Origin of the sequence: Williamsia limnetica (assembly GCF_003217475.1) — a bacterium.
GTDB lineage: Bacteria > Actinomycetota > Actinomycetes > Mycobacteriales > Mycobacteriaceae > Williamsia > Williamsia limnetica.
This window is the reverse complement of the sequence record NZ_QJSP01000010.1, coordinates 92,623-116,142: the sequence shown is the minus strand read 5'-3', so window position 1 is coordinate 116,142 and position 23,520 is coordinate 92,623. Positions and strand designations below refer to the sequence as shown.

Annotated in this window: 22 protein-coding genes and 1 tRNA gene; 12 read left to right on the top strand and 11 right to left on the bottom strand. The window is 64.5% G+C overall.

Translation table 11 applies throughout. The features are described from left to right. Nucleotides 1-44 precede the first annotated feature (44 nt). Together DFR67_RS17545 and DFR67_RS17540 are read right to left on the bottom strand one after the other, a co-directional pair. Nucleotides 45-719, bottom strand: a complete 675-nt coding sequence (locus tag DFR67_RS17545) for a GntR family transcriptional regulator (protein ID WP_110470794.1) — start codon at nt 717-719, stop codon at nt 45-47. 27 nt (nt 720-746) lie between these two features. Further along, nucleotides 747-1,886, bottom strand: coding sequence for an acyl-CoA dehydrogenase family protein (locus DFR67_RS17540; RefSeq protein WP_110470793.1), 1,140 nt, complete (start codon nt 1,884-1,886; stop codon nt 747-749). A 143-nt stretch (nt 1,887-2,029) separates the two neighbouring features. On the opposite strand from DFR67_RS17540, the gene DFR67_RS17535 reads away from it, so the two are divergent. Continuing rightward, nucleotides 2,030-2,926, top strand: coding sequence for a hypothetical protein (locus tag DFR67_RS17535; protein WP_110470792.1), 897 nt, complete (start codon nt 2,030-2,032; stop codon nt 2,924-2,926). Here DFR67_RS17535 and DFR67_RS17530 read toward each other — a convergent pair. Beyond that, entirely contained in the window at nt 2,919-4,202 is a 1,284-nt protein-coding gene (locus DFR67_RS17530; RefSeq protein ID WP_110470791.1) for a TetR/AcrR family transcriptional regulator, read from the bottom strand. The two genes, DFR67_RS17535 and DFR67_RS17530, sit on opposite strands and share 8 nt — an antisense overlap. Before the next feature lie 174 nt (nt 4,203-4,376). On the opposite strand from DFR67_RS17530, the gene DFR67_RS17525 reads away from it, so the two are divergent. The 6 genes from DFR67_RS17525 to DFR67_RS17500 all read left to right on the top strand — a co-directional run bounded on the left by DFR67_RS17525 (nt 4,377) and on the right by DFR67_RS17500 (nt 10,819). After that, nucleotides 4,377-5,192, top strand: a complete 816-nt coding sequence (locus DFR67_RS17525; RefSeq protein ID WP_110470790.1) for an enoyl-CoA hydratase-related protein — start codon at nt 4,377-4,379, stop codon at nt 5,190-5,192. 56 nt (nt 5,193-5,248) lie between these two features. Beyond that, a complete protein-coding gene (fadD5, locus tag DFR67_RS17520) occupies nt 5,249-6,853 on the top strand; it encodes a fatty-acid--CoA ligase FadD5 (RefSeq protein ID WP_110470789.1) in 1,605 nt (534 codons plus the stop codon). 101 nt (nt 6,854-6,954) lie between these two features. Next, nucleotides 6,955-7,923: an oxygenase MpaB family protein gene (locus DFR67_RS17515; protein ID WP_110470788.1), complete on the top strand. Its 969-nt coding sequence runs from the start codon at nt 6,955-6,957 to the stop codon at nt 7,921-7,923. A 184-nt stretch (nt 7,924-8,107) separates the two neighbouring features. After that, complete coding sequence (locus tag DFR67_RS17510; protein ID WP_110470787.1) at nt 8,108-9,238, top strand: NDMA-dependent alcohol dehydrogenase; 1,131 nt, start codon at nt 8,108-8,110, stop codon at nt 9,236-9,238. A gap of 131 nt (nt 9,239-9,369) precedes the next feature. Then, on the top strand, nt 9,370-10,176 hold the full coding sequence (locus tag DFR67_RS17505; protein ID WP_110470786.1) for a serine hydrolase domain-containing protein: 807 nt from the start codon (nt 9,370-9,372) through the stop codon (nt 10,174-10,176). Between the two features lie 124 nt (nt 10,177-10,300). After that, the gene (locus DFR67_RS17500; protein ID WP_084835316.1) at nt 10,301-10,819 is read left to right on the top strand and encodes a DUF3145 domain-containing protein; all 519 of its coding nucleotides are present in this window, start codon (nt 10,301-10,303) and stop codon (nt 10,817-10,819) included. Nucleotides 10,820-10,888: 69 nt separating this feature from the next. Here the strand turns inward: DFR67_RS17500 and DFR67_RS17495 are convergent, their stop codons facing one another. The 6 genes from DFR67_RS17495 to aceE all read right to left on the bottom strand — a co-directional run bounded on the left by DFR67_RS17495 (nt 10,889) and on the right by aceE (nt 19,397). Beyond that, the gene (locus tag DFR67_RS17495) at nt 10,889-12,340 is read right to left on the bottom strand and encodes an acyl-CoA carboxylase subunit beta (protein WP_110470785.1); all 1,452 of its coding nucleotides are present in this window, start codon (nt 12,338-12,340) and stop codon (nt 10,889-10,891) included. 47 nt (nt 12,341-12,387) lie between these two features. Beyond that, a complete protein-coding gene (locus tag DFR67_RS17490) occupies nt 12,388-13,653 on the bottom strand; it encodes a KasA/KasB family beta-ketoacyl-ACP synthase (protein WP_110470784.1) in 1,266 nt (421 codons plus the stop codon). A 6-nt stretch (nt 13,654-13,659) separates the two neighbouring features. Continuing rightward, nucleotides 13,660-13,968, bottom strand: coding sequence for a meromycolate extension acyl carrier protein AcpM (gene acpM / locus DFR67_RS17485; RefSeq protein WP_110470783.1), 309 nt, complete (start codon nt 13,966-13,968; stop codon nt 13,660-13,662). Nucleotides 13,969-14,108: 140 nt separating this feature from the next. Next, entirely contained in the window at nt 14,109-15,017 is a 909-nt protein-coding gene (locus tag DFR67_RS17480) for an ACP S-malonyltransferase (protein ID WP_110470782.1), read from the bottom strand. A gap of 157 nt (nt 15,018-15,174) precedes the next feature. Beyond that, nucleotides 15,175-16,479, bottom strand: a complete 1,305-nt coding sequence (locus tag DFR67_RS17475; protein ID WP_110470781.1) for a PucR family transcriptional regulator — start codon at nt 16,477-16,479, stop codon at nt 15,175-15,177. Nucleotides 16,480-16,625: 146 nt separating this feature from the next. After that, nucleotides 16,626-19,397 carry a pyruvate dehydrogenase (acetyl-transferring), homodimeric type gene (gene aceE / locus DFR67_RS17470; protein WP_110470780.1) on the bottom strand — a complete coding sequence of 924 codons (2,772 nt, stop codon included), beginning with the start codon at nt 19,395-19,397 and terminating at the stop codon, nt 16,626-16,628. Nucleotides 19,398-19,613: 216 nt separating this feature from the next. Here aceE and DFR67_RS17465 point away from each other — a divergent pair, with 216 nt between their 5' ends. From DFR67_RS17465 to DFR67_RS17450, 4 genes are all read left to right on the top strand, one after another. Next, nucleotides 19,614-20,147 (top strand): hypothetical protein, encoded by a 534-nt coding sequence (locus tag DFR67_RS17465; protein ID WP_146240470.1) that lies wholly within the window; start codon nt 19,614-19,616, stop codon nt 20,145-20,147. A 107-nt stretch (nt 20,148-20,254) separates the two neighbouring features. Further along, entirely contained in the window at nt 20,255-20,677 is a 423-nt protein-coding gene (locus DFR67_RS17460) for a DUF3052 domain-containing protein (protein WP_084835309.1), read from the top strand. After that, complete coding sequence (locus tag DFR67_RS17455; RefSeq protein ID WP_110470778.1) at nt 20,674-21,156, top strand: peroxiredoxin; 483 nt, start codon at nt 20,674-20,676, stop codon at nt 21,154-21,156. The genes DFR67_RS17460 and DFR67_RS17455 overlap by 4 nt, the downstream gene beginning before the upstream one ends. 98 nt (nt 21,157-21,254) lie before the next feature. Then, a tRNA-Val gene (locus DFR67_RS17450) sits at nt 21,255-21,326 on the top strand. A gap of 8 nt (nt 21,327-21,334) precedes the next feature. Here DFR67_RS17450 and DFR67_RS17445 read toward each other — a convergent pair. After that, nucleotides 21,335-21,703 carry a hypothetical protein gene (locus tag DFR67_RS17445; RefSeq protein WP_110470777.1) on the bottom strand — a complete coding sequence of 123 codons (369 nt, stop codon included), beginning with the start codon at nt 21,701-21,703 and terminating at the stop codon, nt 21,335-21,337. 48 nt (nt 21,704-21,751) lie between these two features. Then, nucleotides 21,752-22,384, bottom strand: a complete 633-nt coding sequence (locus DFR67_RS17440) for a TetR/AcrR family transcriptional regulator (protein WP_110470776.1) — start codon at nt 22,382-22,384, stop codon at nt 21,752-21,754. Between the two features lie 110 nt (nt 22,385-22,494). Here DFR67_RS17440 and DFR67_RS30550 point away from each other — a divergent pair, with 110 nt between their 5' ends. Beyond that, nucleotides 22,495-23,493, top strand: coding sequence for a hypothetical protein (locus DFR67_RS30550; protein ID WP_158539982.1), 999 nt, complete (start codon nt 22,495-22,497; stop codon nt 23,491-23,493). Nucleotides 23,494-23,520: the final 27 nt, after the last annotated feature.

Here is a 23,520-nt window from a genome sequence, read left to right as displayed (position 1 = left end):
AGTTCACGATCTTGTGTCGGACATCGCTGATCAGTGAAAAGCGCTCACTCCGGTGCACCGTCGGCATCGGCCCACAAACCGATGCCCTCGAGGTGTGCCATCAACCGCTGCGCGCCGTCGGTGAACTGTCGTCGCGTCTGCTCGATGACCTCGTCCCGGTCTCCGCGACGATAGGCATCGATGAGCTTGACGTGACTGTCGTAGGCGACCTGTCCCCACCGCGGATCGTTGGCATACAGGTCGTGGGGGGTGTATCGGGTGGCGTTCAGCAGGAACCAGGCCAGTTTGCCGTCGGTGGCAATGCGGTTGTGGACCCGGTGGAACTCGAACTCGGCCGTGGTGATGTCCGCGGCCCGCCCCGTGGCCAGCACGGCGTGTAACTGTTCGTTGAGTTCGGTCAGTTGGTCCAACTGGGCGGGGGTGATGACGTCGGCGATGCGGATCGCCAGCTCGACGGCCATGACGCCCTGGAGCCAGAAGATGTCGCGAACGTCCTGACGGCTGAGGTCGGCGACCACGTACCCACGATGGGGGGCGAGGTTGACCATGCCCTCACCGCGCAGCGTCAGCAGTGCCTCGCGGACCGGCGTGACGCTGACCTCCAACTCGACGGCGGTCTCATCCATCCTGATGAACTCTCCCGGCCGGATGGCGCCGGACATGATGCGGTTACGCAGAAGACCGGCGACCTCCTCGGACAGCTGAGGTCGCCGGCGCATCGCCGATCGGGGTAGGGACGTCAAGGTCTACAAACCGTAGGTCTTGCCGATGATGTCGCGCTGGATCTCGTTTGTTCCGCCATACACGGTAGAGATGATCGCACCCCGCATCAGACGCTCCGCATCGAACTCGGTGGCGTAGCCGTATCCGCCCATCATCTGCATGCCGTCGATGGTCATCGCCTTCGACACCTCGGTGGCCTTGAGCTTGGCCATCGACGCCTCGCGCGGCAGCATCTTCGTCGGGTTGTCGTCGGACTTCTGGGCGACGCTGTAGACGAGGAGCTTGGTGCACTCGATCTCGGTGGCGTGATCTGCCAGCCGATGCCGCAGCGACTGGAAGGTTCCGATCGGCTTGCCGAATTGCTTGCGCTCGGTGACGAATTCAAGGGTGTTCGAGAAAGATCGTTCGGCGACTCCGAGTTGCATCGCGGCCAGGATGAGACGTTCGGTGTTCAGTCCGCTCATCAGCTGCATCCATCCGTTGCCCACCTCGCCGACCACGGCACTGTCGGGGACCCTGACGTTCTCGAAGAACAGGTCGTTCACCTCGCGACCACCGAGGGTGTCGATCCCGTTGATCGACAGCCCTTCAGTGCCGGCCGGGATGTGGAAGAACGTCAGCCCTTCGTGCTTCTTGCCGGATCGGTCGGTGCGGGCCACGAGCAGGATGCTCTTGGCGAAGTGGGCGTTGGAGCACCAGGTCTTCTGTCCGTTGATGACCCAGCCGCCGTCGACTTTCTCGGCCCGGCAGGTCAGGGCGGCGACGTCGGAACCGGCTTCGGGTTCCGACATGGATATGGACAGTGATTCGCCGGCCACGACGTCACCGAGGACCTCTTTCTTGAGCTGATCGTCGGCGAACTTCTGGTAGGCCCCTGCGGCGATCAGGGTCGGGCCGATGCCGCCGATGGGTGCGTTGCCCCGCATTGCCTCTTCGAGCAGGATGCACATCTCGACGTTTCCGGCACCGGCGCCACCGAACTCCTCGGGAACCAGGATTCCGGCCCAGCCCAGTTCGGCCATCTTCTTGTACAGCTCGACCGAGTGTAGTTCTGCACCTCCTGCGGTGAGGGCGTCGCGCTGCTCGCGGGATCCGGCCTCGCGCTGACAGAAGTCGGCGACCGACTTGGCGAAATCGGCCTGCTCGGGAGTGAAGGTTGTCATGACAGTGCTCCTAGATAAGAGTGTGCGGCTCGTTGCCGACGGTATCAGATCACATATATGTGATGGGATTCTTGAGGTGGCTAACAGCGTGCTCGGTAGATGCGACAGGTGTGGCCTCGGGCACAGGGCCTACATTGGCTGTCATGAGTCCGAAAGCGAAGGTGGCGCGAACCGGCGACGGTGACGACGCAACACCGGCCGGCGCCGCCTCCACCAGCCAAGATGAACACGAGACCGAGCTCGCGCTCGACCCTCCGGCAGCTGCGCCCTCGCCGGAGGAGGGCGGAAAGAAGTCGATCGCGGAGCCATCGCCGTTCGATGCAGAGGAGTTCTTGGAGGCGAATCGCCGAAATCGCGACAAGATGCGCGCCGCGGCTCAGGCCAAGCGTGCGAAAGAAGCCGCGCGGGCGCGGCGGCGTGAGTCGCCCTGGTGGAAGCGGGCACCTGGGGCAGACGCCGGCGCATCGCAGACACCGGTCGGAGAAACCGACGCCGTCGCGGCGCCACCCGAGTACGTCGATCCGGTCAGAACGCGCTCGCGATGGGTGGTTCCCGCGTTGTCGGTGTTACTCGTGGCGGCACTGGTGGCGGCGGGTGTTTTCGCCTATCTCTATCGGGAGGCGAACGACCGCGCGAACGCCGCGGATCAGATCAATCAGTTGCGTCCTGGCGCGGTCGAGAGCGCGAAGCAGTACGCCGGTGATCTCATGACCTACGACTCGGCGGACTTCGGCGCACTCGATTCGCGGATCACCGACATCTCGACCCCCGAGTTCGCCACAGATTTCATCGAAGGTTCGCGGCAAGCGCGCGAAGGTTCTGCGAACGCGCAGGCGGTTGCCACCGCGCTCGTCAAAGATGCCGGGGTGGTGTCGATCTCGTCGACCGAGGCGGTCCTGATCGTGGCCCTCGATCAGACGATCACGTCACCGCAGACGGCCCGCGAGCTCCCGGGCGGGATCCCCTATCAGTCGAGGGTGAAGATAACCCTGACGCGCGAGGGCGACCGCTGGCTCATCTCGGATTTCGAGGTCATCTGACCAGGGCGTCCTCGCCGAGCAGGATCACCGACATGACCGCCTGGATGCGATCGCGCGTCGACGGCCTCGGGTCGTAGCGCTCCCAGTTACCCAGATCCAGTACGGCATTCGATGCAGCATGCACCAGGTATCGGGCTTCCACCGAGTTCATTCCCGGACGTACCTGCACGACCAGCTGAGCCCATTCCTCCACGTTGCGACGTTGCTGATCGCGCAGGTCGACCCGCAAGGACTCCGGCAAGCTGCCGAGTTCCGACAGGTAGAGGTTGAGCAGATCGCTGTTGGCGAACGACAACTCGACATATCTGGTGACCAGGTTGTCCAAGGCCTCCCGGGGGGTCGCCGACTCGGCCAGCGAGTCGTGGATGCTCGCGGTGATCCGTTCACTGGCGCGCGCAAAAGCCGCGGTCAGCATCGCGACCTTGGTGTCGAAGTGTCGATAGACACCGGATTGGTTCATCCCGACGGCCGCACCGATCTCTTCCATCGTCACGTCGTGGAAGCCGCGGCCGCGCATCAGCCGGATCGCCTCGGTGAGCAGTGCCTCGCGCTTCGAGGCCATCTGCAAGCCAACGGTTCCCGTGGCGACCTCGGTGGCGGGTGAGTCGGCTGTCGCCGGTAGACGCGTGTACGCGACCGTCAGGCTCGTGCCGAGGATGACAGCCTCGATCCTCTTGCGTGGCAGCGACGCGCGGTGGGTGGTGATCGAGCCGATGACACTGAGGATCGAGCCCGCCAGGTATTTCGCGTCGTTGTCGAGGCGTCCGCCGGCGGTGGGCCGGGGCTCGGTCAGTTCGGGTCGCAGGCGCCCGAGTGGCGCCGCGAACCGATCGTGCATCCGGGTCACCAGCTCGCCGAGGGCGCGCCGGTCTTCGGTGTTGAGATAACGCGCTTCCCATCGGTAGAGCGCGCCCCGGGAGCGGTTCTCGATGGTGGTGCGGGTGAGTTCGGTGATCAGGGTGCGGAGCTCTTGCTCTGGATCATCGGCGAGTTCAGGGACGTCGGCCACCGCACGTTCGAGTCCGCCGCCGAGGGAACGAACCGTCTCGGAGAACAGGGCGTACTTGTTCGGAAAGTGGCGGTAAAGGGCAGGTCCGCTGATGCCGACCTGTCCGGCGATCTGGTCGACCCCGGTCGCGAAATATCCTTGTTCGCTGAACGACTCGGCCGCGGCCTTGATGATCTGCTCACGCCGGTCTTTCGGGCGCTGGCGAGTTTTCGGCGGCGCGCTGGTGGTCGTGTGGCCGCCATGTGTGCGCCCCTCGGCAGATGCCATTTGTCCATGTTAGCGGCAGTGCGCTGCGTCTCGCAGCCTGGTCGACAATGCCGGCGCGCTCTGCCGAGCGAGCGTTCGGTGAGCACTTGACGCGCGACGTCCGAATCTGACAAGTTAATGTGGATTCACGTGATCTGTGTCGCAATAGCCAGATCTGAGCCGAGGGTGGCATACATGCAAGCGCGCAATGGTCTCATCGCGACGATCGACGACAGGGGCGTCGCCCGAGTCCTCATCGACCGTCCGCACCGCAAGAACGCCATGGACGCGGCGACCAGCGAGGCCTTCATCGAACTGCTCGGTGAATGGGCGGGTGACGATGCCATCCGGGTGGTCGTGATCGGTGGGGGAGGCAGAGACTTCTGCACCGGCGCCGACATCGTCGACATGGCCACCGCGCCCGCGCCGCGATCGGACGCCGAGGCCGGGGATCGGGCGACCAAGACGATCGAAACCGGGTGCCGCGTCGTCCGGGCAATCCGGGCGCTCGAAGTGCCCGTGGTCGCGGCGGTGGGCGGCGCCGCGGTAGGGATCGGCGCGTCGATCGCGTTTGCGTCCGACCTGATCTACGCATCCGCCGATGCCTACTTCCTGCTGGCGTTCGTCAACATCGGGCTGATGCCGGATGGCGCTGCCACCGCAACGGTCGCGGCCGCAGTCGGCCGGGCGCGCGCAAACGAAATGGCGCTCCTCGGCGAGCGGTTGCCTGCGGCCCAGGCATACGCCGACGGTCTGGTGACCGCGGTCGTCGACGCAGATCAGTTGGACGCCAGGGTCGATCGCGTCGTCGACAAATTGCTCGGCGCCTCGCCCCGGGCTCTGAAGATCACCAAGAAGGCCCTCGACGCTCAGACCTTGGCAGGCTTCGACCTCGCGCTGGAGCTGGAGAGGAAAGGCCAGATCGAGTTGTTGCAATCACCTGAGTTCGCTGCGCTGATCGCGGCATTCGCTCGCGGAAAAGCGGCTGAACCGACACCCGTACCCCGGTAGACCGACTCACCACCGGCGCCTGCAAATGCAGGTGGTCGACAACAAGGAAGCGCACCATGACGAGTACCACGCTGACCCAGTCCGATCCCCTCCTCGACGAGCCGTTCCGGTCACGCCGGAACAACTGGAACACCCACATCCGTCGGCACGCGACGATGAAGCCGGACGCCACGGCGTTGCGATTCATGGGTAACGAGACCTCGTGGTCGCAGCTCAACGATCGATCCACCGCGTTCGCCGCGGCGCTGTACCGCCGCGGTGTGCGCTTCGGCGATCGGGTGTTGGTCCTGATGCTCAACCGCAGCGAATACGTCGAGGTGATCTTTGGTGCCAATCTGATCGGCGCGATCGCGGTACCGGTCAACATCAGGATGACGCCGCCCGAGGTCGGTTTCCTCGTCAAGGACAGCGGCGCGAAGGTGATCGTCACCGAATCTCTGCTGGCACCGCTCGCGGATGCGGTTCGCAAGAGCACCGACGGGGTCGAGAACCTGATCATCGTCGGCGCATCCGATGTCGATGACGCGCTCGATTACGACACCCTCATCGCCGAGGACGCGTCCGACCTTCCCCCGATCGACGTGCCCGAGAACTCGATCGCGTTGATCATGTACACCTCGGGGACCACCGGAAATCCCAAGGGATCCATGCTGTCCCATACCAACATGCAGGCTCAGGCGGTCACCTGTATCTCCGCGCTACAGATCCGGAACGACGATGTGGGATCGTGCGTCGCACCGATGTTCCACATCGCCGCGATGGGCGCGATGGCGCCGCTGTTCTACCTCGGGGTTCCGACGGTCATCCATCCGCTCGGCGCCTTCGACCCCGAAGCGTTGCTGAATGTGCTGGAGGCCGAGGGCATCACGTCGATCTTCCTCGTGCCCGCCCAGTGGCAGGTGGTGTGCGCGGTTCAGAAGGCCAAGCCGCGCGACGTCAAACTCCGGGTCATCTCCTGGGGCGCCGCACCGGCGTCCGACACCGTCCTGCATGCCATGGCCGAGACGTTCCCCGACGCGATCAACGTCGCGGTCTTCGGGCAGACCGAGATGTCACCCATCACGTGCGTTCTCGAGGGTAAAGACGCACTCCGCAAGCTGGGCTCGGTCGGCCAGGTGATCCCCTCGGTGCAGGCGCGAGTCGTCGACGCCGAGATGAACGACGTCAAGCCCGGCGACATCGGCGAGATCGTCTACCGCGGACCCAACATGATGGAGGGTTACTGGCAGAACCCTCAGGGCACCGCCGATGCCTTCGCGGGCGGCTGGTTCCACTCCGGCGACCTGGTGCGGATGGACGACGAGGGCTTTGTGTACGTCGTCGACCGCAAGAAGGACATGATCATCTCCGGCGGTGAGAACATCTACTGCGCCGAGGTCGAGAATGCGCTCTTCTCGCATCCGAAGATCGTCGAGGCCGCAGTGGTCGGGAAGGCGGACGACCGGTGGGGTGAGGTGCCGGTGGCCATCGTCGTCCTCGCCCCCGGCGAGGAGTTGACGTTCGAGGCGTTGATCGAGTTCCTGAATGACCATCTCGCACGGTTCAAGCAGCCCAAGGAGATGATCGTCATCGATGAATTGCCCCGCAACGCGTCCGGCAAGGTGGTCAAGCCGGCACTGCGCAAGGAGTACGGCGGCAAAGACGCCGGCCTGCAGCACTGACCTCCCCCGCCGGTTTGGAACCGATTCGCGAATTCGTTCCAAGGTCGTCGATCGATCGATAGAATCAGGGCCTGTCTCTACCGGCCGATCGAGAGGTCACCATGGTCACGCAGGCCGCATCGCGCGAGAGCGCCCGGCGGGCGAGCGATGTCCGCCCCGAAGTCATCGCCGAGTTCCGTAAACACACGGGAAGTGTGCTCGCCGGGGTCTTCGGCGGCGCGGCCTTTGACCAGGTGGCCCTGCCGCCCGTCGCGGCGGCTGTCGACCGTACGGGGCGCTTCGCGGAGAACTTCGCCGATCGGGCAGTGCGTAGCGGGTTCTCGGCTCTGTTGGCGGTGTGGGGCGATGCGGCCGATCGGGCCGACGAAGCGCGATGGCTCAAGATGCGGCACCGCGATGTGCGAGGTCGCGGCACCGGCGACTACGGCGACGTCCGCTACAGCGCACTCGATCCGGAGAATTGGAAGTGGATCGCGGTCAGCGGAATGATGCTCGTGCTCAACACATTCACCTTCTGCACCGGCACCGAGATGCGCCGCGGCGAACAGGAGGCGGCCTATGAGATGGTTCGGGAGAGTTTCGCCGACCTCGAACTGGAGAGCAAGGCAGGGAAGCTGCCCGACACCCTCGCCGATGCAGAGGCGTACTACGACCGTATGGTCGAGACCCGCTTGGCGTCGACGCCCTTCCTCGTCGATCAGTTCGCCGGCCTGAATCGATTGCCGTTGCCGACGCTGATGCTGCCGGCGGCCGCCCGTACGGCACTGACCCCGCTGTGGTGGATGGTGCGACCGGTGGCCGGACACGTCATCCAGGTGTGCTCGTCGAAAGCAATGAACCCGCGGGTGCAAGCGATGACGGGGTACCGGCTCACCCGGCGACACGACGCCGAGTTCGCCCTGTACGTGGCGACGCTCCAAACGATATGGCGGGTCCTGCCGGATCGGATGTTGTTGGCTCCGTTGGCTTACAACCGCCTCCAGTACGAGAAGTTGGTGCGCTTGCACCGCAGGGTCGCCCTCGACACCTTCGCTGCGCCGCAGCAGAAACGGGGCCGTTGTCCCGTCTGATCGATTGTCCGTGGAGCAGCGCTCGCGTGTCGACACGGTCCGACCGTTGGAGTTGAAACTGAAACACGTTACAATTCTGGGGAGCAGTGACTGATGTCACTGCGAACTCAAAATCCCGGTGAGCTGTTCGCCGGCGACGCAGGTTGTCGGTGCGTGACTCACGTGCCGCGAGTGGAGGGTTTCGATGAAGACTAAAGGCGCTTTGCTCCGGAATTTCAACGAGAAGTGGGCGGTCGAGGAGATCGAGATCGGTGACCCGCGCAAGGGCGAGGTCAAGATCCGGATGGAAGCCGCCGGGATGTGTCACTCCGACCATCACCTGATGACCGGTGGTATCCCGATGGCCGGCTTCCCGGTGCTCGGTGGCCATGAAGGCGCGGGCATCGTCGAGGAACTCGGCGAGGGTGTCACGGACTTCGAGGTCGGCGACCACGTCGTGCTCTCGTTCATCCCATCGTGTGGCAAGTGCCCCTCGTGTCGATCCGGTCTGAGCAACCTGTGCGACATGGGCGCGATGCTCTTGCAGGGTGAAGCGGTGTCGGACCACACTTTCCGCGTCCACACTGCCGCCGGCGAGAACGTCTACCCGATGACCCTTCTCGGCACCTTCGCTCCGTACATGGTGGTGCACGAGACGTCGGTGGTGAAGATCGATCCATCCATTCCCTTCGAGGTCGCCTGCCTGGTCGGCTGCGGTGTTCCGACCGGATTCGGTTCGGCAACGCACAGTGCGAAGGTGCAGCCGGGTGAAGACGTCGCGATCGTCGGTATCGGCGGGGTCGGCATCTCAGCGCTCCAGGGCACCGTGATCTCGGGTGCCCGCTACATCTTCGCCATCGATCCCATCGAGTGGAAGCGCGAGCAGGCGTTGAAGTTCGGTGCGACCCACGCGTTTGCCAGTGTCGAAGAAGCGGCGATGACCATCGCGGAGCTGACCGAGGGGCAGATGGCCAAGAAGGTGATCGTCACCGTCGGCGAGGTCCACGGCAAGGATGTCGATCTGTGGATGGGCATCACGGCCAAGGCCGGAACCTGTGTGCTGACCGGCATGGGCAGCATGATGGAGTCCGACGTGACGCTGAACCTTGCAATGCTCACGCTGCTGCAGAAGAACCTGCAGGGAACGATCTTCGGGGGTGCGAGCCCCAAGCTCGACATCCCGCAGCTGCTGTCGCTGTACAAGATGGGCAAGCTGAACCTCGACGACATGGTCACCCGTCAGTACCGCCTCGATCAGATCAACGAGGGGTACCAGGACATGCTGGACGGCAAGAACATTCGGGGAGTCATCCGTTTCACCGACGAAGATCACTGAGCCGATCGACTGATCTATCGGTGTCCCAGCGAAGCCGGCGAGCAATTGGGTGCTCGCCGGCTTTGCTGTCTGTGCTCGCGGTCGACAAGCCGTGTTTGCTCCGTCGGTGTCGCCCGTGATGCGATGAACCGGTGTTGAAAGAACTAGAGAACTGGCCGGCGGACAATGTGTCCGCGGCGATCGTTTCCGACACGGATGTGACGGAACAATTCGGCGACCAGGAACGCGTGTTTTCGCTTGCGTCGGTCACCAAGCTGCTCACGGCGCACGCTGCACTCGTCGCCGTCGAGGAAGGTGCCATCGCACTCGACCAGCCGGCGGGCCCACCGGGTGCCACTGTTCGACATCTGCTGGCACATGCCTCCGGGTTGAGCTTCTCCGGACCTGATGTGGACGCGGGTGTGGGGGAGCAGCGGATCTACTCCAGTGCCGGGTTCGAGGTCCTGGCCGATCTCATCGCGGCGGAGACCGGCATCGATTTCGGCGACTACCTGACTCAAGCCATCTGCGAGCCGCTGGAGATGACTGGGACGTCGCTGCAGGGTTCCGCGGGACACGGTGCGGAGTCGACGGTGGCCGATCTCAGTGTGTTCGCGCGGGAGATGCTGTCTCCGGTGCTCGTGTCCGGGGAGGTGCTGTCGGAGGCGACGTCGCTGCAGTTTCCTGGTCTCGACGGCTTCGTGCCCGGGTACGGAAAGCATCGCCCCTGCGACTGGGGACTCGGCTACGAGCTGCGGGCCCACAAGAGCCCACACTGGACGGGGTCGCAGAACAGCCCGCAGACATTCGGCCACTTCGGCCAATCCGGAACGTTTCTGTGGGTGGATCCCGCGCTGACTGCGGCGTGCGTGGTGCTCACGGATCGGCCTTTCGGACCCTGGGCGAAGCCCCTGTGGAGCGACTTCAACAACGCGGTGGTCAGTGCGTTGTCACATTGAAATCAGCCTCCACTAGCGCAACACGGGTCACTTAAGGCACAATAAACAACAAGAGTGTGATATCTGCCGTTGGTTTCGCCAGGCCGTTGGGGAAGACGTTCCTCGTCGAAACCGGAGGTGGAAAGTGCGCAACCTTAACCAGTTTGCGGACGTGACAGCAGGTGTGGTGTTCATACACTCCGCACCTGTCGCGTTGTGCCCACATGTCGAGTGGGCTCTTTCGTCGACCCTAGATGCTCGCGCGAACCTGAAATGGTCCGCGCAGGATGCAGGGCCGGGGTTGCAACGTGCCACGGTCGACTGGGTCGGCCCTGTCGGTACCGGAGCCCGTCTGGCCAATGCCCTGCGCGAATGGTCGACCCTGCGTTTCGAGGTGACCGAGAACGCCAGCGATGGTGTCGACGGCGAACGCTTCTGCTATGTGCCGGGGCTGGGGTTGTGGCGAGGTTCGATGAGCGCCAACGGAGATGTGATCATCGCCGAAATGCAGTTGCGGGCTTTGATGGAAGCGCACTCCAACGGCGCAGAACTCGCGGGAGCGCTCGACGCCGCGTTGGGCACCGCGTGGGACGAAGCGCTCGAAGACTTCCGCATGGGCGGCGATGGCGCCGAGGTCACCTGGCTGCATCAGCGCGTCGGCTGATTTCGATAGACAAACGAAACCGGCCCGGACTCAATGAGTCCGGGCCGGTTTCGTATGGCTACACGAAAATCACAACGGTATGTTCTTGTGGCGGCCCCGCCTTGCTGGTGCCGAAGCGAGTGCTTCGGCGACGATGCTGCGGGTCTTTGCCGGGTCGATGATCTCGTCGACAACACCGATCGACTGGGCGCGGCCGACGCCGCCGGCGATGGCTTCGTGTTCGACGGCGAGGCGTTCGTGCAGTGCTTCACGCTCGTCGTCGGGTGCAGCGGCAAGTGCCTTCTTGTGCAGGATGCCGACAGCGGCCTTGGCGCCCATGACGGCGACCTCTGAGCCGGGCCATGCGAATACCGCGGTGGCACCGAGTGCGCGCGAGTTCATCGCGATGTAGGCGCCGCCGTAGATCTTGCGGGTGACCAGGGTGACGCGGGGGACCGAGCACTCGGCGAAGGCGTGCAGGAGTTTTGCGCCGCGGCGGACCACGCCGTCCCATTCCTGTCCCACACCCGGCAGGTAACCCGGGACGTCGGTCATGACGATGAGTGGGATGCCGAATGCGTCGCACAACCGCACGAAACGTGCGGCTTTTTCGGCACTCTCGGAGTTGAGGCAGCCGCCCATGCGCAGCGGGTTGTTGGCGATGACGCCGACACTGCGACCGGACAACCGGCCGAATCCGATGGTGATGTTCGGAGCCCATTTTGCTTGCAGCTCTTCGAAACTCGAGATCTCGGTTTCACCGTCGGCAGCGACGTCGGTGTCGAGGAGGGCCCGCACGATGGGGTGCACGTCGTAGGCGCGGCGGTTCGACTCGGGCATGAGGGCGCGCAGGTCGGTGTCGCCGGCCTCGGCCTTCTGCCTGCTGAAGTGGCCCTGCTGTCCGAAGGTGCCGATCAGGCGCCGGGCCCGCCAGTAGGCGTCGGGCTCGGAGTCTGCGGTGATGTGCGAGACACCGGACTTCTTGCCGTGCGTCAACGGGCCGCCGAGCGACTCCATGTCGACGACCTCGCCGGTGACACTCTTGACCACGTCGGGGCCGGTGACGAACACGCGACCGGCCGGGGCCATGATCACGATGTCGGTCAGTGCCGGTCCGTATGCGGCGCCGCCGGCGGCGAAGCCGACGACGACGGAAATCTGGGGGATGTAGCCGGAGGCACGCACCATGGCCTCGAACACCTCGCCGACCGCGTGGAGCGCCTCGACGCCCTCAGCGAGTCGGGCACCGCCGGAATGCCAGATACCGACGACCGGTGCCTGTTCGGCGATGGCGGTGTCGATGGCGTTGACGATGTGCTTGCAGCCCACGATCCCCATGGCCCCGCCCATCACGGTGCCGTCGGTGCAGTAGGCGACGGTGCGGACACCGTTGACGCGGCCGACAGCGGCCTGCACGCCCGACTTGTCGCGGGGGTGGAGCAACGACATCGACGCTTCGTCGAAGAAGTTGGTCAACCGCAGCAAGGGATCTCGGGGATCGATGGACTCTTCGTGCTTGGTGATCGGGGCCATGGTGGTCATGGAATCTCCTAAAGGTAGATCTTCAAGCGCCAGGGGAGGCGACGGGATCAGTAGCGCCCAAAGGCGAGCGCAACGTTGTGCCCACCGAATCCGAACGAGTTGTTGATGGCGTAGTCGATCTGGCCGTAACGCGGTTCTCCGTGAACCACGTCAAGGTCAACTTCCGGGTCCTGATTGTCGAGGTTCAGCGTCGGGGGGATGACCCCTTCTTCGATGGCCTTGATGGTCAGGACCGATTCCAGCGCGCCCACCGCACCGATGGAGTGCCCGAGGGCGGACTTCGGTGCGTACACCGCCGCGTGATTACCGACGGCGATGTTGATGGCCAGGGCTTCGGCGGTGTCGCCGACCGACGTCGCAGTGGCATGTGCGTTCACATGCTTGATGTCGGATTTGCCCAGACCTGCGGTCTGCAGGGCCCGGGTCATCGCGCGCGCCGCTCCGGTTCCCTCAGGATCCGGCGCGACCAGGTGGAATCCGTCCGAGGTGATTCCGCTCCCGAGGAGGCGTGCGTGGATGTGCGCACCTCGGGCTCTGGCGTGGTCTTCGCGTTCGATGACCATCAGCGCGGCTGCCTCACCCATGACGAAGCCGTCACGGTCCTTGTCGAACGGACGTGAGGCTGCCGCGGGATCTTCGTTGCGCGTGCTCATCGCACGCATCATGGCGAAGCTGGCGATCGGCACCGAGTCGATGTGGCCTTCGACGCCACCGGTGACGACCATGTCGGCGTCACCCATGACGATCTGTCGCCATGCGTGTGCGATCGCCTCCGAACCCGACGAACAAGCGGAGACCGGGGTGATGACCCCGGCCCTCGCGCCGATCTCCAGACCGACGACTGCGGCCGGCCCGTTGGGCATGGTCATCGGTACCGCCAGCGGCGACACCTTGCGGTAGTTGCCGGTGGTGTGCATGACGTTGTACGCGTCGATCAGCGCATCACCGCCACCCAGACCGGTACCGATGACGACCGCGAGGCGTTCTTTGTCGACCTCGGGCTCGTCTGCCTGCGCCCACAGGCGTTTGCCCATGACGTAGGCGATCCGCTCGACGTAGCTCATGCGCCGGGCCTGAACCCGGGTGACCTCCGTCGAGGGATCGTTGACCAAACGCCCACCGAACCGGACCGGGAGATCGAACTCCTCGACCCAGTCATCGGTGAGCGTCTTGATGCCACTCTCTCCGGCGAGAAGACCTTTCCACGTGGAATCGAGGTCTTCGCCGATTGACGTGGTGGCGACCATGGAGGTCACGACGACGTTCGGGAAATTCCCGCCGAGGGTGGAGTAATCGCGAAGAGAGTTAGTCACTACTGGTCACTCACCGGTCTTGTCGGAGTCCAGCTTGGCGCGGATCGCGTCAGCGGCCTCGGAGTTTTCGGCTTCGAGCTTCTGGATGTAGGACACGGCGTCACCGACGGTGCGCAGTCCGGCGAGATCCTCATCGGGGATCTTCACGCCGTACTTGTCTTCGGTCTGCACCGCGATCTCGACCATCGACAGCGAGTCGATGTCCAGGTCGTCGACGAACGACTTCTCTACAGTCACCTCAGAGGGTTCAATGCCGGTGACCTCCTCGATGATCTCAGCGAGTCCGGCAATGATTTCTTCCTGGGCGGCGGCCACTATGTGGCTCCCTTCTTGTTCATGTATCGAGTGACTTCCGGAATCGCGACGCTTGCGCGCCGCTTTGGACGGGTGCAGACCAGATGGTGACGCGGCCGGTGCACCTTTCCGGGGATGTCGACGCAGGCGCGTCGACATCGCTATCCAAGTTCGGTGATGCCCTCGAGATCGTCGGGGGTCTTCAGCGCGCGGGTGGGGGTTCCCTTCAGTTCGCGCTTGGCAATGCCGGTGAGCGTACCGGCAGGTGGCAGTTCGATCAGGCCGGTGGTGTCATTCTCCCGCATGACCTGCGAGCACAGATCCCAGCGCACCGGGCTGGTGACCTGGGCGACGAGCTTGTCGAGCGCGTCGCGGCCGGAGGTGACCGGTCGGCCGTCGGAGTTCGACAGCAGCGTCTTGGTGGGCTGCTGCGGGGTGATGCCGGATGCGGCCTCGGCCACGGCGGCCTGTGCGGGCGCCATGTACTCGGTGTGGAAGGCACCTGCGACCGCGAGCTTGCGGATGCGGGCCTTCTCCGGTGGGTTGGCGATCAGTTCGTCGATGGCCTCGACGGAGCCGGCGGCCACGATCTGTCCTGCGGCGTTGCGGTTGGCCGGCACGAGGTCGAGTTCTGCGAGACGGGCCAGCACCGCGGCTTCGTCCCCACCGAGCACGGCTGCCATGGTGGTGGGCTCGAGAGCGCACGCCTTGGCCATCTCTGCACCGCGGACCGCGGCCAGCGATACGGCTTCGTCAGCGGTCAGCACACCGGCGATCGCGGCTGCTGCGAGTTCGCCTACCGAATGCCCCGCGATGAGCGTGTCGGCGGGAAGGGGCGAGCGCTTGGCCAACTCGTCGTAGGCGAGCAGCGCGGAGACGACGACCAATGGCTGGGTCACAGCCGTGTCGGTGATCTCGTCCGCCGTCGCGGTCGTCCCGAGGCGCTCGATGTCGAGCTGTGTCAGTTTCGACCAGGTCGAAACCTGGTCGCGGGCGCCGGGTAGCTCAAGCCAAGGGATGAGCATGCCGACGGTCTGGGAGCCCTGTCCGGGCGCAAGCAAGGAGAGCACCTGACAAGAGAACACCTTATTGAGCGTCGGTGAGGGTGTTGTACGGGTTAAACCTCAAGCGATGCCTTTGTAGGGTTCCCACAAAATTGCACGACAGTGTGGCTGCATCGTCACCGCACCGATATCCGTTACCCCAGTGTGAATTGATGCACAACTGTCACCTGTCGCCGTCGGAGCCTGTTGCACGAGTGACTGTTGTGAAAACTGTGCGCATGTCGTGTCTTACTCGTGTCAGTCTTCCTACCGTCGTCGCGATCCTCAGGACGTAGGCATCTCGCGGATTCATCGGGTCGCGGCCCGTGATGTCCGAAATCCGCTTTAGTCGATATCTAACAGTATTGGGGTGGACGAAGAGCTCGCGAGCGCACGACTCCACCGACCCTCCGGAATCGAGGTAGGCGTCGAGCGTGGTGGTCAACGTGTCGCCGCCCTTCTCGAGCGGCTTGATCAAGACGTCGTTGAGCGTCGTCATCGCAGCTTGATCGCCGAGCAGGGCGCGCTCGGGCAGCAGTTCCCAGGAATGGACAGGCCGCGGAGCGCTCGGCCACCCGGCGACCGCCTCGACCCCGGCCATGGCGTCGATCGCGCTCGTGTGCGCCATGCCGAGATTCGGCGTCGTCGGTCCGATGACGACCGGGCCATCGGCGAAAAGGTTGAGCAGATCGATGATGAATGGCTCGTCCAGGGACACGGGGCCGCTCACGATCGCGACGAGCAGGCTGCCCTGGACCACCGAGAGCGCCGCGCGATCGTGCTGTCGGGCGGTGTTGTGCACCGCCAGCGGCACCGACACGTTGCGTTCGGGCGGGGGCATGCCGACGAGCACGGTCGCGGTGACCTCGGCGTCCCAGTTCAGGGCCGCCGCGCGGGACAGCAGGGTCGGGCCGGTGTCGCCGCGGACCACCGCGTCCACGACCAGGGCTTCCAGACGCGAATCCCATGCACCCCGTGATTCGGCCGCCGACGCGTAGATCGAGGCGGCGGCGAATCCGATCTCACGGCCGTACCGCAGTACCGCCTCGGTCAGAGCCCGTAATTGAGCGTCGTTGCGGGCGAGCAGAGGGAGCCACTTCTCGAAGAACTCCATGGCCACGCGGACCATCTCGACCGTCTGCAACAGGCTGATGCGCCGCGCGAGATCCTGAGGTACGACCTGAAAGGCCTGGACCGTGAACTTGACGTTGCCATCGGGGTCCTGCAGCCACTCGACGAAGCTGACGACGGCCGTCTGCACCACGAGCTGCACACTGGCGCGCTGGCCGGCTTCGAGGTCGGAGAAGTAGGGGAGTTGCTCCTCCATCGAATGCACGGCCTCGGTCGCGAGCCGACCGCTGTACTGCTTGACCCGGCGCAGCAACGTGTCGGGCAGCGCGTCATGGACATTGGCCGGTGCCGGCACGTGCGCACCACGTGGCCCGAAGAGGTCGCCCGCGGACGACTCTGCCCCGCGTGACTCATTCATTGGTTCAATCTATGCCAGAGCTGACCTGGCGTGGGAGATTCTCGGTGCCCTGCACAAGCAGCCACCCACCCGTTGTCGGATGGCCCGCCGGAAATATCCGAGGGACCACGCGAGAACGGGTGGGTGGCAGACGCGGGGTTCAAGCGTTATGCGCCGGGGCCCGGGTCGCTGGTCTGCTTGGGTGCGGCCAACACGTCGTCTATCTGATATTTCGCCGCCGCATCGGCCGCGACCTTGATGTCGATGTGACCATCGCGGGCCAGCGCCGACAGGACGCCAACCGCGATGGACTCGCCATCGACGTTGAAGTACCGGCGCGCGGCAGGACGGGTATCGGAGAATCCGAAGCCGTCGGTGCCCAGGGTGAGGTAGGTGCCCGGCACCCAGGCCCGGATCAGCTCCGGTACCCCGCGCATGAAATCGGTCGCCGCCACGAAGGGCCCCTCGACGTCGGCGAGTGTCTCGGTCAGGTACGGCTGCGGATGATCGCGGCCCGGTTCACGCAGCGACGCCTTCTCGAACTCGATGCCGTCGCGGGAGAGCTCGTTCCACGATGTCACCGAGTAGATCGACGCACCCACGTTCCAGTCCTCGGCGAGCAGCTCCTGGGCCTTGAGGGCGCTTGCCATCGTGATGCCCGACACCAGGATGTTCGCCGGATACTCCTTGCCCTCGGGGGCGTCCGAGTACCGGTACAGACCCTTGAGGACACCGGCCACGTCGAGGTTGTCGGGCTGCGCCGGCTGGCTGATCGGCTCGTTGTAGATGGTTATGTAGTAGTAGATGTTCTCGGGGTCTTCCCCGTACATCCGGCGTAGGCCGTCGGCGATGATGTGCCCGAGCTCGTATCCGAACGCGGGGTCGTACGCCACCACAGCCGGGTTCGACGCCGCGAGAAGCAGCGAATGTCCGTCTGCGTGCTGCAGGCCTTCACCGGTGAGTGTGGTGCGCCCGGCGGTGGCGCCGAGGACGAATCCCCGAGCCATCTGGTCGGCCGCCGCCCACAGTCCATCGCCCGTGCGCTGGAAACCGAACATCGAATAGAAGATGTACAGCGGGATCATCGGCTCGTCGTGCGTGGCGTACGAGGTGCCGACAGCGGTGAACGAAGCAGTCGATCCGGCCTCGTTGATGCCCTCGTGCAGGATCTGGCCGACCGAGCTCTCCTTGTACGCGAGCATCAGCTCGGCGTCGACGGAGGTGTAGAGCTGCCCGTTGCGGTTGTAGATCTTGAGCGACGGGAACCACGAGTCCATACCGAAGGTGCGGGCTTCGTCGGGGATGATCGGCACGAGCCGCTTACCGATCTCCTTGTCGCGCATCAACTCCTTGAAGATGCGGACGACGGCCATGGTGGTGGCGACCTGCTGCTTGCCCGAACCCTTGGCGGCCAGTTTCAACGCAGGCGCGGTGTCCGGCTTGAGGACCTTGCTCTTGGTCCGGCGAGCGGGCAGGAAACCTCCGAGCGTCTTCCGGCGATCGAGCATGTACTGGATTTCGGGGGCATCGTTGCCGGGGTGGTAATACGGCGGCAGATAAGGATCCTTCTCGAGCTCGGCGTCGCTGATCGGGATGCGCGTGCTGTCGCGGAAGTCCTTCAGATCGTCCAGGGTCAGCTTCTTCATCTGGTGCGTGGCGTTGCGGCCCTCGAAGTGCTTGCCGAGCGTGTAGCCCTTGATGGTGTGCGCCAGGATCACCGTCGGCTGGCCCTTGTGCGCCAGTGCTGAGGCGTAGGCCGCATGCACCTTCTTGTAGTCGTGGCCGCCGCGCTTGAGATTCCAGATCTCGTCGTCGCTGAGGTCTTTGACGAGTTCCTTGGTACGCGGGTCGCGGCCGAAGAAGTGGTCGCGGACGTAGGCGCCGTCATTGGCTTTGTAGGTCTGGAAGTCGCCGTCGGGGGTGCTGTTCATCAGGTTCACCAGAGCGCCGTCGCGATCCTTGTGGAGCAGCGAATCCCACTCGCGACCCCAGACGACCTTGATGACGTTCCAACCCGCGCCGCGGAAGAACGACTCGAGTTCCTGGATGATCTTGCCGTTGCCGCGCACCGGACCGTCGAGGCGCTGCAGGTTGCAGTTGACGACGAACGTGAGATTGTCGAGGCCCTCGGTCGCGGCGACGTGCGCCAGACCGCGTGACTCCGGCTCGTCCATCTCGCCGTCCCCGAGGAACGCCCACACGTGCTGGTCGCTGGTGTCCTTGATGCCGCGGTCGTCGAGGTAGTGGTTGAACCGGGCCTGATAGATCGCATTCATCGGACCCAGGCCCATGGACACGGTCGGGAACTGCCAGAAGTCGGGCATCAGCCGGGGGTGCGGATACGACGGCAGGCCGCCGCCCTCACCGGCGTGGGAGTGTTCCTGCCGGAACCCGTCCATCCGCTTCTCGTCGATGCGGCCCTCGAGGTAGGCACGCGCGTAGATGCCGGGGGAGGCGTGCCCCTGGATGAAGATCTGATCGCCGCCACCCGCATGCTCCTGGCCGCGGAAAAAGTGGTTGAAGCCGACCTCGTACAGCGCGGCCGAGGATGCATAGGTGGAGATGTGTCCGCCGACGCCGACGCCGGGCCGCTGTGCGCGGTGCACCATGATCGCGGCGTTCCAACGGATGAACGCGCGAAAGCGGCGTTCGACTTCTTCGTCACCGGGGAACCAGGGTTCGCTCTCGGTGGGGATGGTGTTGACGTAATCGGTAGAGGTCAACGCAGGTATCGACACACGTTTTTCGCCGGCACGTTCGAGCAGACGCAGCATGAGATAGCGAGCCCGGCCGGGACCGGCATTCTCGAGGAGCCCATCGAACGATTCGAGCCACTCGTTCGTTTCGTCCGGATCGATGTCGGGGAGGTAGGAGGCCACCCCTTCACGGATCACCCGGACCCGCGGCTGATTCTTGGATGCTTGCGTGCTGTCAGTCACTGCGCTGCTCTTTCTCCTCGAGTCACTCGGCAGCGGTGGCTGCCGTAACCGAAATTGCGCCGGAACCGGGGTGTGGTGTCGGCGTTACCCCAATCGTGCCGTAAGTGATGTGTCTTGGCATCGGCAACCTCCCAAACGGGGACGAGCACGGCAAAGTCACCCTACCCACGGGCGTTTCGCACGAGGGTTTACGTACATTTCGTGCAAGATCGGCATGTGAACTGGAAGTGGGTGGGTGCGGCCGCCGTGTGCGGGCTGTTGTTCACCGGCTGCGCCACGACCATCGACGGCTCGAGCACGGTGGACGCCGGTCAGGTGAGTGCGTATCAGAGCGATGTGTCGGTGACGGCGGAACAATCCCGCATCGCCGAGTCGTCGCGGGCGGCCCAGGCGGCGCGCACGCTCACCCTCGCGCTGTGCTCGCAGTTCACGACGACTGTGGTGACCATGCTCAACAGTTACAACCAGTTCGTTACCAAACTCAATGAGTTGCAATCGTATTCGGCCATCGGCGACGGCGGGCAGGTGGTGATCGACCAGCTGACGGCCGGTGAGCAGGCCATTTCCGCCAAACTGGTGCCCGGAATCGAAGCCCCCGTCGAGGCGTTGGTTCGTACTTTCTTGACCAGAAACACCGAGCTCATCGCCGCGGTTCGCGGGGAGTTGCGGTCCGGTTTGAACGACCCGGCCGACCGGTGGATCGACGCCAGGAACAAGGCCGTGGAAGCGTGCGGAAAACTTGCCCCTTGAAAAATCCGGCATTCAGCTTGCAACTTGGGGGTTTACCCTGTTCGCTTGAGTGATCAAAGCGGGCACGAACAGTGTTCGCATAATTTCTTTGACAGGAGGTCGTCGCGTTGGTTGCCGCTTCAGATGGTGATCGCGTCCAAAAGCTAGGTGTGAGCGCGGGCATGATCGTGCAGGAGCTGGGGTGGGACGAGGACACCGATGACGACCTGCGTGCCGACATCGAGGATGTGATCGACGCCGAAATGGTGGACGAGGACACCGATGAGGTCATCGACATGGTTGTGCTCTGGTGGCGCGACGGTGACGGCGATCTCGTGGACGCTCTGATGGACGCCATCACCCCGCTCGCCGACGACGGCTTTGTATGGGTGCTTTCTCCCAAGACCGGAAGTGACGGTTACGTGGACCCCAGCGAGGTCGCCGAGGCGGCCCCCACTGCCGGGCTCACCCAAACCAGCGCGGTCAGTTTCGGGGACTGGCTGGGATCTCGGTTGGTGCAACCGAAGACGCGTGCCGGCAAAAAGGCATGACCACTTCGCTTGGACGGGAGCTTCCGGTGGGTACGGAAGCTCCCGACTTCACGTTGCGTGACCAGAACAATCAACCTCTCACGCTCTCGGAGTTCCGGGGCAAGAAGAATGTGCTGCTCGTGTTCTTCCCGATGGCATTCACCGGGACCTGCGAGGGCGAGCTGAGCATGGTGCGCGACCGCCTACCCGATTTCTCCAATGAGCACTCCGAGTTCGTTGCGGTGTCGGTCGGCAGCTCGCCGACCCACAAGGTGTGGTCGTCGGCGCAGGGTTATCTCTTCCCGATCCTCGCCGACTTCTGGCCGCACGGCGAGGTGGCGCAGAACTACGGCGTCTTCAACGACGACAAGGGCTACGCCAACCGAGGTACCTTCGTCATCGACAAGAACGGCATCATCACCTTTTCCGAGATGATGGGCGCCGGGCAGGTCCGTGACCAGTCGCTTTGGGAGAAAGCTCTGGCCGCGCTAGATTCTTGAAGGTGTCTGACGCCTTCGGGCGGTCGGACGGGCGGCGAGTCCTAACGTTTTCTCTCGCCGCCGCGGCTGGCGAACTCGCCTTCGTCCAGCCGCCCCATGCGCGTATAGCTCAGCGGTAGAGCTCTGGTCTTACACACCAGCGGTCGGGGGTTCAAATCCCTCTGCGCGCACCGTATTTCTACAGTCCTGCGACGATCGATATGACGGCGTCGCTCAGGAGCCACGCAACCAATCCCAGCACCGGGACGAGCGCGACTGCGACGACGACTCGCGGTCGGGGCGCAAGCTTGCCGAGGACGTGGCGGAAGGCCAGATACGCGACGTAGACGATCACCAGCGGTATCAGCGCGATCAGAAGGCCGCGAATGAGTTCGGCGGTCTCAGGTCTGCTGATGTACCCGGATCCGAGTGCGAACAGATACGCCAGACCGCCGGCCACCAAGGTGGCCAATGAGCGCGCGGCGACGTCGCGCCAGAACGAGTCGTCCCGGAACCACTGCGCCGGCCACTCCCACCACGGTCGCGCGGCGGGCTCCTCCTCGTTCACGCGATCATTGAATCATTGGGAGTGGGCGAACGCTGGGCACGATGGGTATCAAGCGCAGATGGCAGCGAACACGATCGGCAAGGTGGTTCGGATCGGGCAGTTCATCGGTCCATCGCCGGGGTCGAGTTCGGCCAGTACATGTGCGTAGTTCGGTAACTCGTCCACATTCATGTTCATCAAAGCCCGCTCTCGCTGTGTCGGGCGCGGGCCCACCAGTTGGGGATGGCGGTCGAGAAGCTCGCCTAGTACGAAGTGCCAGAGCATACCCAGCCGCGTGATCGCCTCTGACGCAGAGAATCCGAGTTCGAGAAGGTCGCCGATGGTCGCGTCGAGCGCCGCGAACGAGTTGGGTGGGACGAGATCTCCACGGACGAGTATGTGCAACACCCACGGCCGGGGAGCCAGGAGATCGTGTTGGCCGAGAAACCGCCTGGTGATCCGCTCCAGGGGGGTGGGTGCGTCGATCACGACCGGGAAGTCGGCCGCAACGGACTCGAGCATCCGGACGAGCAGATCCTCGCGATCGTCGACGTGGCGGTAGATGGCCATCGGTGAGGCTCCGAGGCGTTCGGCCACCGCGCGGATCGTCAGGGCGTCGACGCCACCTTCATCGGCGACCTCGAGGGCCGCCTCGACGACCTGCTGCGGGTTCAGGGAACCTCGTTTTCGCCGCTCACTCATGTCCGACCGATTCTAGACAATTTCCCCGATACCTCCACCATAAGTCTACTTAGTACGCTAATTTCGATATGGGTGGGACAGACTCTGGCGGCACCTGATTGGGGAAGATCGTGAAAAACACCGTCAAGCAACAACATCGATGCGACCTCGTACGTAAAATTCCGCCGCCGGGCCTCTCCGCCTTCCGGTTGATGGCCATCGGAGCAACCGCGGCCTGCGTCGCGGCGACCGCAACGTTTGCTACAGGCACCGCGTCGGCTGCGCCGTCGGGATCGGAACGGTTCCATATGACCCGCTCGGTCGAGTACTTCTGTGTGCCCACAGGGGTCACCACGATGACGATCGAAGCAGTGGGCGGCGCCGGAACCACACTGGACAATGGCGGAATCGGCGGGGACGGAGCTCGCGTGGTCGGGACCTTCCCGGTCGTGCCCGGCACGGAACTGGCAGTGACCGTTGGTCAATGGGGCCATGACGACGGAGGATATGGGGACGGCAGAGGTGGGCGGCACGGCACGGCCGACGGCCTGTCGGGTGCTTATTCGGGCGGCGGCGGCGGTGGGTCGACGGCAGTCAAATCCACGACGCATGCGTGCGGAGTGCGTGACGCCGATGGGGCGACATACCTGGTTGTGGCCGGCGGTGGCGGAGGCGCCGGGGGCAACAGCGACAACACCGGCGGTCGAGAAGGTGGGCATGGCGGCGACGCAGGCCGGGTGGGGTCTGCCGGACACAAGGGTGAAGCAGGTGGGGACGGCGGCTGCGGAGGACGCGCACCCGGAAACGGCTGCAACGAGTCCAAAGACGGTGGGCGTGGGACCGACGGCGCAGAGAATCCCGAAGGCGGCGCCGGTGGCGGTGGTGGCGGCGGCGGATTCAACGGTGGCGGCCGGGGTCACGCCGACGGTCTCAGTGGTGGGCCTGCCGGGGGTGGCGGCGGGGGCGCCTCGTACGCGGCGCCGACGGGCACAAATGTCTTCTTCAGCCCACAGGTCAACCCCCGCAGGAACTCCGACGGATTCGTGCGGCTCAGCTGGGGTGACGGCGCAACCGCCCCGGGATCCGGCGGCAGCAGCGTCATCTTCGATGGAATGTTCGGGAGCAGCTGATCATGGCTGACATCCATCCGTCTCCGG

What these genes read in the sequence shown, in the direction of transcription:
- DFR67_RS17545 (WP_110470794.1), bottom strand. Translation starts at nt 719, where the DNA reads ATGCGCCGGCGACCTCAGCTGTCCGAGGAGGTCGCCGGTCTTCTGCGT.
- DFR67_RS17540 (WP_110470793.1), bottom strand. Translation starts at nt 1,886, where the DNA reads ATGACAACCTTCACTCCCGAGCAGGCCGATTTCGCCAAGTCGGTCGCC.
- DFR67_RS17535 (WP_110470792.1), top strand. Translation starts at nt 2,030, where the DNA reads ATGAGTCCGAAAGCGAAGGTGGCGCGAACCGGCGACGGTGACGACGCA.
- DFR67_RS17530 (WP_110470791.1), bottom strand. Translation starts at nt 4,202, where the DNA reads ATGGCATCTGCCGAGGGGCGCACACATGGCGGCCACACGACCACCAGC.
- DFR67_RS17525 (WP_110470790.1), top strand. Translation starts at nt 4,377, where the DNA reads ATGCAAGCGCGCAATGGTCTCATCGCGACGATCGACGACAGGGGCGTC.
- fadD5 (WP_110470789.1), top strand. Translation starts at nt 5,249, where the DNA reads ATGACGAGTACCACGCTGACCCAGTCCGATCCCCTCCTCGACGAGCCG.
- DFR67_RS17515 (WP_110470788.1), top strand. Translation starts at nt 6,955, where the DNA reads ATGGTCACGCAGGCCGCATCGCGCGAGAGCGCCCGGCGGGCGAGCGAT.
- DFR67_RS17510 (WP_110470787.1), top strand. Translation starts at nt 8,108, where the DNA reads ATGAAGACTAAAGGCGCTTTGCTCCGGAATTTCAACGAGAAGTGGGCG.
- DFR67_RS17495 (WP_110470785.1), bottom strand. Translation starts at nt 12,340, where the DNA reads ATGACCACCATGGCCCCGATCACCAAGCACGAAGAGTCCATCGATCCC.
- DFR67_RS17475 (WP_110470781.1), bottom strand. Translation starts at nt 16,479, where the DNA reads ATGAATGAGTCACGCGGGGCAGAGTCGTCCGCGGGCGACCTCTTCGGG.
- DFR67_RS17455 (WP_110470778.1), top strand. Translation starts at nt 20,674, where the DNA reads ATGACCACTTCGCTTGGACGGGAGCTTCCGGTGGGTACGGAAGCTCCC.
- DFR67_RS17440 (WP_110470776.1), bottom strand. Translation starts at nt 22,384, where the DNA reads ATGAGTGAGCGGCGAAAACGAGGTTCCCTGAACCCGCAGCAGGTCGTC.